This window comes from Micromonospora sp. NPDC049049, assembly GCF_040649115.1.
Taxonomy (GTDB): Bacteria; Actinomycetota; Actinomycetes; order Mycobacteriales; family Micromonosporaceae; genus Micromonospora.
Genome location: NZ_JBEZEX010000009.1, coordinates 63632 through 75847 on the forward strand (window position 1 = coordinate 63632; position 12216 = coordinate 75847).

Here is a 12216-nt window from a genome sequence, read left to right on the forward strand (position 1 = left end):
CTCAGTCGGCGTCGAGCAGGGCGCGACGGATGCTGGAGAGCAGTTGCCCCAGGCCGAAACCGGCCAGCAGCACCCAGACCGCGGTCGCCATGGTGATGGTGCCAGCGGCCAGGTCCGGCTCGATCAGCCCGGCCAGCCCGGCGACCAGCAAGCCGGCCAGCGCCACCGAGACCCGGGTGGGGCGTTCGCCCACCGTCACCGCGCCGATCTCCCGCATGCCGGCGGCGACCGCCCGCGCCCGGACGTACTCGTGCAACCAGGACAGCGCGCCGCCCGCGACCACCAACCCACCTGGCGCGCCCACCAGCCAGAAGGCCAGCAACCACGCCACCTCACCGAGCCGGTCGGCGACCGAGTCGTAGACGTAGCCGAGCCGGGTGGTGCGGCCGGTGGCGACCGCCACCGCACCGTCCACGCTGTCCGCCACGGCGGCGAGCAGCACGAACAGCGCGCCGAGGAACGGCCCGTCCCCCGGCCGGCCCACCAGCAACGGTACGCAGAAGCAGAGCAGCACCCCGGCCACGGTGACCGCGGTGGGGCTGACCCGCAGTCGACCCAGCACGTATCCGACGTGGTACGCGAATCGCAGCCAGGCGCGCACCACCGGCGCGGCGACCCGAGGGTCGAACCCGCCGTGCAACCGCGCCCACGCCGTGGCGTACTGATCCCAGTTCAGCTGTGTGCCCACCACGGATCAACCGTCGTGCCGGGCAACAGGTGTCGCAAGCGCAGCGTTCACACGCGGGCGCCGGCCTTCAGGTTCTGCCAGACCTCGCGGGTCGCGGTGGACCGGTTGAGGGTGATGAAGTGGATCCCCGGCACGCCCTCGTCCAGCAGTCGGCGGCACATCTCGCTGGCCTGCTCGATGCCGAGCCGACGGACGGCGTCCGGGTCGTCGGCGACGCGTTCGAAGCGGGCCGCCAACGCCGGCGGGAACGGCGCACCGGACAGCTGCACGGACCGCTCGATGGTGCTGAACTGGGTCACCGGCATCACACCGGCCAGGATCGGGGTGTCACAGCCAGCAGCGGCCACCCGGTCACGTAGCCGCAGGTAGTCGTCGGCGTCGAAGAACATCTGGGTGACCGCGAACTCCGCGCCGGCCCGACACTTGCGGACGAACTGGGCGGTGTCGCTGGCCACGTCGGGCGAACGGGGGTGCTTGTACGGGAAGGCCGCCACGCCGACGCTGAAGTCGCCGGCGTCGCGCACCAGCCGGACCAGGTCCTCGGCGTAGTCCACGCCCTCGGGGTGGCGGATCCACTCACCGCCCGGGTTGCCCGGGGGGTCACCACGAACGGCCAGCACGTTGCGCACCCCCACCCCGGCGAGCCGGCCAACCACGTGCCGCAGCTCGGCGACGGAGTGGTTGACCGCGGTCAGGTGGGCCATCGGCAGCAGTGTCGTTTCGGTGGCGATCCGCTCGGTCACCGCCACTGTGGTGTCCCGGGTCGAGCCGCCGGCGCCGTACGTGATCGACACGAACGACGGGCGCAGGGACTCCAGCTCGCGGATGGCCTGCCAGAGCAGCTGCTCCCCCGCCTCGGTCTTGGGCGGGAAGAACTCGAACGAGAAGGTCGGTTGGCGCTCACGGATGAGCTCCCCGATCGCCGGCTGCGGATTGGGGAGTGTCGAGGGAAGACCGAGCGCCACGACCCGACTCTAGCGGTCGATGGCACCAGGACCCAGGCCCTTCCCACCCAGCGGCGGTGCCACCCGGCCCCGAGGGCGGCGTCGTCCGGCCCGTTGGGCGGCGTCGCCCGGCCCGGGGAGCTGCGTCGTCCGGCCCGCCGGGAGCCGGTGAGCGGTGTCGCCGAGTCCGCCGTGAGCCGGCGGAGGGTGCGCACCGCGCGCCCCCGACCTGACGGCGGAAGGCGTCGTACCTCCGAGGTAGAAAGGGACGGTGCGGGAGGGGCGGCGGGGGTGGCCAGGTCTCGCGCGGGGGTCAGCAACCGAGCGGTGACGCCGGTCCGTCCGCTCGGACGGGTGGGTCGTCGCCGCACCGACGCCCGCCAGGAGGACTCATGATCCCGCCCGCATCGCCGCGTCCCGCGCAGCTCGGGCCGCTGCTGGCCCGGTGCCGACTGGCCCGTGGCTGGAGCCAGCAGCGAGCCGCCGCCGAGTTGTGTGCCGCCGCCGGGGTGCCGACGTTGAGTCGGCACGAGGTTTCCCGGTGGGAACGACAGCGGCGCGTGCCGGGCGGGTTCTGGCTCGGCTGGCTCGCCGTCGTCCTGGACGTGCCGCTGGTGGTGCTCGCGGAGGCCGCCGCGGCCACCCGTCGGGCCGGCTCGACGCGGGCCACCGGGCCGGGCCGCACCGCGGCGGCCGGCGCGCGTCCGGCTGGGCGGACGGGTCCCGGCCGCACCGGCCGCACCGGCGGGACTACGCGTGGCGGTGGAGCACGAGCACGGACGACCGGCTAGCGTCGGGGCGTGACCCACGCTGCTCCCGTGTCCCCCGTCGACCGCGCCGGCCTGCGGCAGCGGGTCGACAAGGCTCTCACCGAGTTCCTGGCCGGCCAACGGGTCCGGCTCGCCGCCGTGGACGACGCGTTGGGTCCGGTGGCCGAGGCGATCGAGGCGTTCGTGCTCGGCGGCGGCAAGCGACTGCGTCCCGCATTCGCCTACTGGGGGTTCCGGGGGGCCGGCGGGCTGGACGGCGACCAGGTGCTGACCGCCCTGGCCGCGCTGGAGTTCGTCCAGGCCAGCGCCCTGATCCACGACGACCTGATGGACCGTTCCGACACCCGACGCGGCGAGCCCGCGGTACACCGACGGTTCGCCACCCGGCACCGGGAGGCCGGCTGGGGCGGTGACCCGGACGGTTTCGGCGACGCCGCGGCCATCCTGCTCGGTGACCTGTGTCTGGTCTGGTCCGACGAACTGCTGCACTCCGCCGGCCTGGACCTGTGGTCGTTGGCCCGGGCCCGGCCGGTCTTCGACGAGATGCGCACCGAGGTCACCGTCGGGCAGTACCTCGACGTGCTGACGCAGGTCACCGGGGACACCTCGGTGGAGCGGGCCAGCAAGGTCGCCCGGTACAAGTCCGCGAAGTACACCGTCGAGCGTCCGATGCTGCTCGGCGCCGCGCTGGCCGACGCGCCGGAGGACGTGCGGACGGCCTACTCGGCGTACGGGCTGCCGCTGGGCGAGGCGTTCCAGCTCCGCGACGACGTGCTGGGGGTCTTCGGCGACCCGACGTTGACCGGCAAGCCGGCCGGGGACGATCTGCGCGAGGGCAAGCGCACCTACCTGGTGGCGGCGGCCGTGGAGGCCACCGACGACGCGGGCCGCGAGCTGCTGCTCGGCCACCTCGGCGACCCGGAGCTGGACGAGCACGGGGTGGCCCGGCTCCGCGAGGTGATCTCGGGGAGCGGGGCGCTGGCCCGTACCGAACAGCGGATCGCCACACTCACCGACGCCGCCCTGGCCGCCCTGACCGCCGTCGACCTCGACACCGAGGCCCGCCAAGCCCTGGTCGACCTGGCCATAGCCGCAACCCGCCGAGCCGACTAATCCCACCCGCCCGCCGCCCCACCGGGTTGATCATGAGGTTGGCGACCTTCGCCTCGGCGTGTCGCGCCGCCAACCTCATGATCAACGCCGGAAGGCGCGAAGCGCGGAAGCGCGGTGGGGCGGGTGCGAGGGTGGGGGCTAGAAGCCTTGGGCTTGGGCTCGGCGCTTCACCTCGCGGGCCTGGTCGCCGGAGAGGGCGGCGGCCGGGGTGGCACCGGGGAGGGTGTCGTCCGGCTCGTAGAGCCAGCGCAGGACGGCCTCGTCGTCGTAGCCGTTGTCGGAGAGCAGATTGAGCACGCCGGGCAGGTGCTTGAGCACGGTCTGGTTGGCAACCAGGTCCGCTGGGATCCGGCGGACGCCGTCGCGGCGGACCGCCAACAGCTCCCGGTCACGGATCATCTGGTGCACCTTGCTGATCGACACGTCGAGGCGTTCGGCGACGTCGGGCAGGGTCAACCAGTCGGCCGGGTCGGTGGGGCCGGCGAGCTCCAGGCCGGGCGCGGCCTGGTCGGGTACGGGTTCGGTCACCCGACCACCCTGCCACGCCGCCGCCGCGACGAGCCACCGGCACCCCGGGCGGCCCCTCCGCGTCCTCTTTCCTGATCGCCGCTGACCAGCGAACAAGGGGCGGGGAACGCGGCGGGACGGACCGGTTCGGCGTACGGCTGTAGCATCCTGTTCATCCTTCACCCTCTGGACACATAGACTGCCTGCCGATGGACACTCAGGTCGCCGACACGTTGCTGGGCTCGCTGATCGACGGGCGCTACCGCATTCGCGGTCGCGTGGCCCGTGGTGGCATGGCGACCGTGTACACCGCCACCGACGAACGCCTAGAGCGCACCGTCGCTGTCAAGATCATTCACCCGACCCAGGCGAGCGAGGCACGGGCCCGGATCGCCAACTTCGTGGCCCGGTTCACCGACGAGGCGAAGACCATCGCCCGGCTGACCCACCCAAACGTGGTGGCGGTCTACGACCAGGGCACGCACGCCGGCCTCCCGTACCTGGTCATGGAGTACGTCCGTGGCCGCACGCTGCGGGACGTGCTGGCCGAGCGACGCCGGCTCAACCCGGACGAGGCGCTGGCCATCGCCGAGCAGATGCTCGCCGCGATCGCCGCCGCGCACCGGGCCGGTCTCGTGCACCGCGACGTCAAGCCGGAGAACGTGCTGGTCGCGGAGGCGCCTACCGGTGGCGTCGCCAACCTGGTCGACAGCGTCGTGAAGGTGGCCGACTTCGGGCTGGCCCGGGCGGTCGAGGCGAGCGCCGACGAGGAGCAGGGCAACCAGCTGATGGCCACCGTGGCGTACGTCGCCCCGGAGCTGGTCACCGAGGGCCGCGCCGATCCGCGCACCGACGTCTACTCGGCCGGCATCGTGCTCTTCGAGATGCTCACCGGTCGGGTGCCGTACGACGGGGACCGCCCGGTGGACGTCGCCTGGCAGCACGTCGACCGGGACGTGCCGGCGCCCTCGACGTTGGTGCCGGGCCTGCCGTCGGTCCTCGACGACCTGGTGCAGCGGGCCACCCGCCGCGACCCGGGAGCACGGCCCGCGGACGCCGGCGCGTTGTTGACCGAGGTGCAGGTGGCCCGGGATCGTCTGGGCGACGCCAACAGCCACACCGCGGTACTCAGCCCGGTCAGTGACGCACCGTCACTCTCTCAGCCGACCATGATGGTCGCGACGCTCCAGCCGCCCAACCGCCCGTCCTGGGCACGCCTGCCCGAGGGCGCCAGCAGCCAGGGGCCGGGGCGGCGCCGGGCTGCCCCGGAGCCGGCGGAGGGCCTGGGCGCCCGGCTCGCCGCGCTGCGCAGCACGCTGCTGAGCAGCCCTCGTGGCCGGCTGGCCGTCGCGGCCGTGGTCGTGACGCTGGGCCTGGTGGCCGCGCTCGGGGGTTGGTGGTTCGGTGTCGGCCGCTACACGGACGCTCCGCAGTTGGTGAGCCTGAGCAAGGCCGATGCGCAGGCGCGGGCCGACCGCGCCGGGCTTCTCGTCGCGTACGCTGAGCCGCGCTTCGACGAGAAGGCCCCGAAGGACAGCGTGCTGGAGCAGAACCCGGCCTCCGCCGCCGAGATCCTCAAGGGTGGCACGATCACCCTGACCCTCTCCCTCGGTCCGGAGCGTTTCCCCGTACCGGACGTGATCGGCAAGGAGTTCGAGCTCGCCGAGGCGGACCTGGTCAACGTGAAGCTGGTGGTGGCCAAGGGCACCCCCCGCTACGACGACAGCCTGCCGGCCGGGGTCGTGGTGGACAGCTCCCCGAAGGTCGGCACCGAGGTCAAACCCGGTGCGAAGGTCACCCTCATTCTGAGTCGGGGCAGGGCGCCGGTGACGGTGCCGAACCTGGTCGGCAAGAGCCTGACCGACGCCCGGACGACCCTGGCCCAGCTCAACCTGGTGCTGAAGGAGACCTACAAGGAATCCGACAAGCCGAGGGACGAGATCCTCGGCCAGAGCCCGGCCGATGGCGCCGGTGTGGAGAAGGGCACCGAGGTCAAGCTGGACGTCAGCAAGGGGCCACCGCTGCTCGCCATGCCGCGGGTGATCGACCTGCCGTGCCAGCAGGCCAAGCAGGCGTTGGAGGGCCAGGGCTTCCCGGTGACGATGGCGATCAACCCGAACGCCGTGGTCCGGATCCAGATCCCGGGCGAGAATTCGCAGGTGGCGCCCGGCACCCCGGTCACCCTGACGTGCTTCTGATGCCGACGATCTCCGTGCGGCCGGTGGGCACGCACACTCCGACCTCGGGTGGGCTGGCGAAGGCTGCCCTGCCGTACGCCGACGCGACCGGCGCGCAGGTGGTGCAGGTCTACGTCTCCAACTCGCGAGGCTGGGCACTGCCCGACGGCGACCCGGTGCAGGACGCGCTGTTCCGCGACGGTTGCGCCGAGCGGGGCATTCCCGCGTTCATCCACGCCGCTCTGCTGGTCAACCTCGGCTCGCCCACCCCTGCCACTGTCGAGAAGTCGGGCCAGACGCTGGCGCACGCGCTTCGTCGGGGCGTGGCGATCGGTGCGCGCGGGGTGGTGTTCCACGCGGGCAGTTCGGTGGACGAGGGGCACGCCGAGGCGGCGATGGGACAGGTCCGCGAGGTGCTGCTGCCGCTGCTCGACTGGGCTGCCGACGCCGGCGGGCCGATGTTGCTGGTCGAGCCGAGCGCCGGCGGTGGCCGCTCACTGGCTTCCCGGGTGGAGCAGCTCGGGCCTTACCTGGACGCGGTGGACGGGCACCCCATGCTCGGGGTCTGCTTCGACACCTGCCACGCCTGGGCGGCCGGCCACGACCTGGCGGCCGAGGGCGGCATGACGGCGACCCTGGACACCCTGGTGGCCACTGTCGGCGCGGACCGGCTGCGGCTGATTCACGCCAACGACTCGAAGGATCTGTGCGGCTCCACCCGGGATCGGCACGAGAACATCGGCAAGGGCAGCATCGGCGAGCCCGCCTTCGCCGAGCTGATGGCGCACCCGGCGACCGCTGGCGTCCCGATCGTCGTGGAAACCCCCAGCGAGAAGCATGTGGGCCACGCCGCCGACATCGCCACCCTCACCCGCCTGTCCCACCCCTGACCCACCCTTGTTGATCAAGAGGTTTGCGTCAGCCCGAGGTCGGAATCTGACGCCAACCTCTTGATCACCGAGGTGAACGGGGGCCGAGGTGGGTGGGGTGGGGTTTTAGGCGGCGGCGAGGATGCGGGGTAGGGCTGCCAGGGCGCGGTCGATGTCCGCGTCGCTGAGGCCCAGGTGGGTGACCAGGCGGGCGGTACGAGGGCCGAGCACGGAGATCAGTACGCCCTCGGCCCGCGCCGCGGCGGCCAGGGCCCGAGCGTCCAGGGTGTGCTTGGTGAGGTCCAGCGCGACCAGGTTGGTACGGACAGTGGTAGCCAGCACACCGAACGGCGCCACCGCCTCGGCGAGCCGAGCAGCCTTCGCGTGATCGTCGGCCAACCGGTCGATGTGCTGCGCGAGCGCGTAGCGACCGGCGGCGGCGAGAATGCCGGCCTGGCGCATGCCCCCGCCCATCCGCTTACGGATCAGCCGGCCACGTTCGATCTTGTCCGCGCTGCCCACCAGCAGCGAACCGACCGGCGCGCCGAGACCCTTGGAGAGGCACACCGACAGCGTGTCGAAGAGCCGGCCGTACTCGATCAGTGGCACCCGGTCGGCGACGTGCGCGTGCCAGATCCGGGCGCCGTCACAGTGCAGCGCGACGCCCGCCTCGTCAGCCACCCCGCGCAGATCCCGCAGGGTCGCCAGCGGAATCACCCCGCCGCCGCCGCGATTGTGGGTCTGCTCGACGGCGATCGCCCGGGTGGGGACGGCGAAGTAACCGTCCGGCCGGATCATCCCGGCCACCACCTCCGGGTCGATGTCCGCGCCCACCGAGGGCCAGGTCCGCGAGGAGATCCCGCCGTACGCGGCCGCGGCGCCGATCTCGTACGTGACCACGTGCGCGTCGGCGTCACAGAGCAACTCGTCGCCGGGCGGGACCAGCAGTTGCAGGGCGATCTGGTTCGCCATCGAGCCACTCGGGGCGAACAGCGCCGCCTCGTGCCCGAACAACGCGGCGACCTCGGCCTCCAGCGCGTTGACGCTCGGGTCCTCGCCGTAGACGTCGTCACCGACCTCAGCGGCGGCCATCGCCTCCCGCATCCCGGCGGTGGGTCGGGTCACCGTGTCGGACCGCAGGTCCACGAAAAGATCAGGCACTGTCATCCCTTTCAACTGCCGACTGCCGGCTCGCAAGCTCACTCCTCGCGTCAGCCATGGTCATCCTCCGACTGCCGACTGCGGGCCCGCAAGCTCAGCCACGCAGCATTTCCGCTACGAGGAAGGCCAACTCCAACGACTGCTGGGTGTTCAGTCGGGGGTCGCAGGCGGTCTCGTACCGGTCGGGCAGGTCGAGATCCTCGATCCCCTGGGCGCCGCCGAGGCACTCGGTGACGTCCTCGCCGGTCAACTCGACGTGCAGGCCGCCGGGGTGGGTGTCCAGCCCACGGTGCACCTCGAAGTAGCCGAGCACCTCGTCGACGATGCGGTCGAAGTGCCGGGTCTTGTAGCCGTTGGACGACTCGTGCGTGTTGCCGTGCATCGGGTCGCACTGCCAGACCACCTTGGCCCCGGCGGCGGTGACCTTGGCGACGATCGGCGGCAGCGCGTCGCGTACCCGGTGGTTGCCCATCCGACTGATCAGGGTGAGTCGACCGGGGATGTTGTCCGGGTTGAGCTTCTCGCACAACTCGATCGCCTCGTCCGGGGAGGTGGTCGGGCCGAGCTTGACCCCGATCGGGTTGGCGATCCGGGAGATGAAGTCGATGTGCGCGCCGCTGATCTGCCGGGTGCGCTCGCCGATCCACAGAAAGTGCCCGGAGAGCCCGTACGCCCGACGGTCGGAGACCCGGGTGAGCGCCCGGTCGTACTCCAGGGCCAGGGCCTCGTGTGAGCAGTAGAGCGTGACGGTGCGCAGCGCCTCGTCGTCGGTCATGCCGCAGGCCCGGATGAAGGCCAGCGCCCGGTCGATCTCCCGGGCGATCGCCTCGTAACGCTCCCCCGCCGGGGAGTTCTTCACGAAGCCCTTGTTCCAGTCGTGCACGGCGTGCAGGTCGGCGAGCCCGCCGGCGAGGTACGCCCGGAGCATGTTCATCGCCGCCGCCGAGTTCGCGTACGCGCGGATCATGCGCTGCGGGTCGGCGACCCGGGCGGCCGGGTCGGCCTCCAGCGAGTTGATCATGTCGCCGCGGTACGCGGGCAGGCCGCGGGCGTCGGTCGGCAGCGAGCGGGGCTTCGTGTACTGCCCGGCGACCCGCGCGACCTTGACCACCGGCAGCGACGCGCCGTAGGTGAGCACGATCGCCATCTGGAGCAGGGTGCGGGCGTTGGCCAGCAGGTGGCTCTCGGTGTTGTCCACGAACGTCTCGGCGCAGTCACCACCCTGCAACAGGAACGCCTTGCCCTCGCAGACCAGGGCGAGCTTCTGCCGGAGCTGGTCCACCTCGTAGGGCGCGACGACCGACGGCACTGTGTCGAGGACCTTGCAGACCGCGGCCACGGCGGCCGGGTCGGACCACGGCGGGACCTGCTCGCGGGGCAGTTCCCGCCATCGGTCCAGACCGAGCGCGGCGTCCTCGGCGGAATCGATAGTCGGTCGGCTGGTCTGCAGGCCCGGGCTGCCCACCGCGGGATGGCTCAGCTGATGCCACTCATGGCGCATGACAGAAAGCGTACGGCGACGGTCGGGGTGGCCGGGCGGCGAGGGGGACGGTTCCGGCAGATGGGAGATCAATCTGCCGGGCGCTGGTCAGGACGCGGGCGAGGGGACCACACCGGTCGGCGTCGGGCTGGCGACCGTCGTTTTGTCCGGCGTCTCCCCGGCGATGCACCAGTCGCTGCCGTCGCGGGTGACGGTGAAGACCAACGGCCGGACGACTGTGCGCTTGCCGACCGCGACCGAGACCGAGACGCGGACCTCCTGCCCGAGCGGACCGGACCGGATGTCCGTAATGGCCGCCTCCGGCACCTGGAAGTGGTCGGCGAAGTCACCGTTGGGGCCGGTGGCACCACGGTCGAAGCCGTCGTGCAGCAGAGCACAGAGCTGGCTGCGGCCGGCGGCGACGTCCTTGGCCGTCATGGCGTCGAGGTACGCCTGCACGCGCTCACGGGAGCGGGTGGCGGCCTCCTCGGCGGGGGCCCGGGCCGGCTTGGGGGCCGATTTCTCCTCGTCCTTGTCGCCGATCCCGCAGCCGACCAGGGCAACCGGCAGCAGCATCAGCCCGGCGGCGGTCGCCGCCAGCCTGCTGTGTATCGGTCGCATGATCACCTCCGTCGGCGGTGAGATCGAGACGTGCCGAGCCGCGAGTCTGCCACATCCGGCTGTACGAGCCCAACGGCGGCGGCCCGGTCGACGCGCTGGGCGTCGGCCGGGCCGCTGTGTCACGGGCGGGAAGGGACGGTGCGGGTCCCTTCCCGCCGTGTGGGTGGTGCGTCGGCCCTCGGCTCAGCCGAGACCGCCCTTGATGGCGCCGATGAGCTCGCCGTTGCTCGTGTCACCGGAGAGCTCCCAGAAGAACGCGCCACCGAGGCCCTGGTTGTTCGCGTACGTCATCTTGCCGTTGATGGTCGACGGGGTGTCGTAGCTCCACCAGTTGCTGCCGCACTTGGCGTACGCGGTCCCGGCGATCGTGCCGGTGGCCGGGCACGTGTTCTTCAGGACCTTGTAGTCCTCGATGCCGGCCTCGTAGGTGCCCGGCGCCGCGCCGGTGGCGCTGCCACCCGGAGCGGCCTGGGTGACACCGGTCCAGCCCCGGCCGTAGAAGCCGATGCCGAGCAGCAGCTTGTTGGCCGGGACGCCCTTGCTCTTGAGCTTCTGGATCGCCGCGTCGGAGTTGAAGCCCTGCTGCGGGATGCCGGTGTACGAGGTGAGCGGCGAGTGCGGTGCCGTCGGACCCTGGGCCGCGAAGGCGCCGAAGTAGTCATACGTCATCGGCATCAGCCAGTTGAGGTTACCGATGGCGCCGGCGTAGTCGGTGGCGTCGATCTTGCCGCCGTTGCTGCCGTCCGCGGTGATGGCGGCGGTGACCAGAGCGCTGGACCCGAACTTCGACCGCAGCGCGCTGATCACGTTCTTGAACGCGTTCGGGCCGCTGGTGTCACAGGTCAGACCGCAGGCGTTCGGGTACTCCCAGTCGACGTCGATGCCGTCGAAGACGTCCGCCCAGCGCGGGTCCTCGACCAGGTTGTAGCAGCTCTCGGCGAACGCGGCCGGGTTCTGCGCGGCCTGGGTGAAGCCGCCGGACCAGGTCCAGCCACCGAACGACCAGATCACCTTGAGGTGCGGGTTGAGCTGCTTGAGCTTGCGCAGCTGGTTGAAGCTGCCGCGCAGCGGCTGGTCCCACGTGTCGGCGACGCCGTCCACGCTGTCCGCCGCCGTGTACGCCTTCTCGTAGTCGGCGTAGCTGTCGCCGATGGAGCAGCGACCACCGGTGGTGTTGCCGAAGGCATACAGGATGTGGGTCAGCTTGGCGGCGGAGCCGCTGGTCTGGATGTTCTTGACGTGGTAGTTGCGCCCGTAGACGCCCCACTCGGCGAAGTAGCCGACGACCTTCTTGCCGCCGGTGTTCGGCGGCGGAGTGGTCGGCGGCGGCGTGGTGGGTGGAGGCGTTGTGGGGGGCGTCGTGGTCGGCGGGGTGGTGGTCGGCGGAGTCGTGGTCGGCGGGGTCGTTCCGCCGCCGCACGCGGCACCGTTGATGGTGCAGTTCAGCGGTGCCTTGAAGGCCCCGGTGCCGTTGTAACCCCAGCTGAACGAGGCGCCGGGGGCGATGCCGCCGGCCCAGCTCTTCTTGACCGCGACGTAGTGGTTGCCGCTGCTGGTGACGTCGGCGTCCCAGGCGCTGCTGATGGTGGTGCCCGACGGTAGGTCGAACTCGATGCGCCAGGTGGTGACAGTGGCGCTGGAGCCGTTGGTGACTGTCACCCTCGTCTCGTGACCGGTCCCCCAGTCCTGCGCCTTGGTGAAGGTGGTGGTGACCGTGCCGGCGCCGAACGCGGTGGTCACCGGCACCGCTGCGACGGTCACGGCGACCACGGCACCGGCCCAGAGGGCCCGGCGGAGCGATCTTTTCATGCGGCGTCTCCCGAACTGTTAGGAAACTTTCCAAAAGAGATGGTGAGACGGTACTCACGCCGTCATCAGTTCGTCAA

11 protein-coding genes are annotated in these 12216 nt (G+C 71.6%); 4 read left to right on the plus strand and 7 right to left on the minus strand.

The window, feature by feature from the left end; genetic code table 11:
* Position 1 precedes the first annotated feature (1 nt).
* A complete protein-coding gene (locus tag AB0B68_RS11970) occupies positions 2-691 on the minus strand; it encodes a CDP-alcohol phosphatidyltransferase family protein (protein ID WP_112582773.1) in 690 nt (229 codons plus the stop codon).
* Between the two features lie 44 nt (positions 692-735).
* Entirely contained in the window at positions 736-1653 is a 918-nt protein-coding gene (metF, locus tag AB0B68_RS11975) for a methylenetetrahydrofolate reductase [NAD(P)H] (protein WP_091407621.1), read from the minus strand.
* 371 nt (positions 1654-2024) lie between these two features.
* Here metF and AB0B68_RS11980 point away from each other — a divergent pair, with 371 nt between their 5' ends.
* Both AB0B68_RS11980 and AB0B68_RS11985 read left to right on the plus strand, forming a co-directional pair.
* Positions 2025-2423: a helix-turn-helix domain-containing protein gene (locus tag AB0B68_RS11980; protein WP_357205674.1), complete on the plus strand. Its 399-nt coding sequence runs from the start codon at positions 2025-2027 to the stop codon at positions 2421-2423.
* Positions 2424-2432: 9 nt separating this feature from the next.
* The gene (locus tag AB0B68_RS11985; RefSeq protein ID WP_357205677.1) at positions 2433-3515 is read left to right on the plus strand and encodes a polyprenyl synthetase family protein; all 1083 of its coding nucleotides are present in this window, start codon (positions 2433-2435) and stop codon (positions 3513-3515) included.
* 138 nt (positions 3516-3653) lie between these two features.
* Here the strand turns inward: AB0B68_RS11985 and AB0B68_RS11990 are convergent, their stop codons facing one another.
* Positions 3654-4043 (minus strand): Rv2175c family DNA-binding protein, encoded by a 390-nt coding sequence (locus tag AB0B68_RS11990; protein WP_357205680.1) that lies wholly within the window; start codon positions 4041-4043, stop codon positions 3654-3656.
* A gap of 188 nt (positions 4044-4231) precedes the next feature.
* Between AB0B68_RS11990 and pknB the strand changes: the two genes are divergently transcribed.
* Both pknB and AB0B68_RS12000 read left to right on the plus strand, forming a co-directional pair.
* On the plus strand, positions 4232-6220 hold the full coding sequence (pknB, locus tag AB0B68_RS11995) for a Stk1 family PASTA domain-containing Ser/Thr kinase (protein WP_357205683.1): 1989 nt from the start codon (positions 4232-4234) through the stop codon (positions 6218-6220).
* Positions 6220-7089 (plus strand): deoxyribonuclease IV, encoded by an 870-nt coding sequence (locus AB0B68_RS12000; protein WP_357205686.1) that lies wholly within the window; start codon positions 6220-6222, stop codon positions 7087-7089. The genes pknB and AB0B68_RS12000 overlap by 1 nt, the downstream gene beginning before the upstream one ends.
* Positions 7090-7194: 105 nt before the next feature.
* Here the strand turns inward: AB0B68_RS12000 and AB0B68_RS12005 are convergent, their stop codons facing one another.
* The 4 genes from AB0B68_RS12005 to AB0B68_RS12020 all read right to left on the minus strand — a co-directional run bounded on the left by AB0B68_RS12005 (position 7195) and on the right by AB0B68_RS12020 (position 12139).
* On the minus strand, positions 7195-8235 hold the full coding sequence (locus AB0B68_RS12005) for a GntG family PLP-dependent aldolase (protein ID WP_357205695.1): 1041 nt from the start codon (positions 8233-8235) through the stop codon (positions 7195-7197).
* A gap of 88 nt (positions 8236-8323) precedes the next feature.
* Complete coding sequence (locus AB0B68_RS12010) at positions 8324-9730, minus strand: class II 3-deoxy-7-phosphoheptulonate synthase (RefSeq protein ID WP_091407607.1); 1407 nt, start codon at positions 9728-9730, stop codon at positions 8324-8326.
* A gap of 87 nt (positions 9731-9817) precedes the next feature.
* Complete coding sequence (locus AB0B68_RS12015; protein WP_357259644.1) at positions 9818-10330, minus strand: hypothetical protein; 513 nt, start codon at positions 10328-10330, stop codon at positions 9818-9820.
* A 183-nt stretch (positions 10331-10513) separates the two neighbouring features.
* On the minus strand, positions 10514-12139 hold the full coding sequence (locus tag AB0B68_RS12020; RefSeq protein WP_357199730.1) for a glycosyl hydrolase family 18 protein: 1626 nt from the start codon (positions 12137-12139) through the stop codon (positions 10514-10516).
* Between the last annotated feature and the right edge of the window lie 77 nt (positions 12140-12216).

Excerpts from the sequence above, each read along its gene's own strand:
- AB0B68_RS11980 (WP_357205674.1), top strand. The coding sequence starts at position 2,025 with ATGATCCCGCCCGCATCGCCGCGTCCCGCGCAGCTCGGGCCGCTGCTG.
- pknB (WP_357205683.1), top strand. The coding sequence starts at position 4,232 with ATGGACACTCAGGTCGCCGACACGTTGCTGGGCTCGCTGATCGACGGG.
- AB0B68_RS12000 (WP_357205686.1), top strand. The coding sequence starts at position 6,220 with ATGCCGACGATCTCCGTGCGGCCGGTGGGCACGCACACTCCGACCTCG.
- AB0B68_RS12005 (WP_357205695.1), bottom strand. The coding sequence starts at position 8,235 with ATGACAGTGCCTGATCTTTTCGTGGACCTGCGGTCCGACACGGTGACC.
- AB0B68_RS12010 (WP_091407607.1), bottom strand. The coding sequence starts at position 9,730 with ATGCGCCATGAGTGGCATCAGCTGAGCCATCCCGCGGTGGGCAGCCCG.
- AB0B68_RS12015 (WP_357259644.1), bottom strand. The coding sequence starts at position 10,330 with ATGCGACCGATACACAGCAGGCTGGCGGCGACCGCCGCCGGGCTGATG.
- AB0B68_RS12020 (WP_357199730.1), bottom strand. The coding sequence starts at position 12,139 with ATGAAAAGATCGCTCCGCCGGGCCCTCTGGGCCGGTGCCGTGGTCGCC.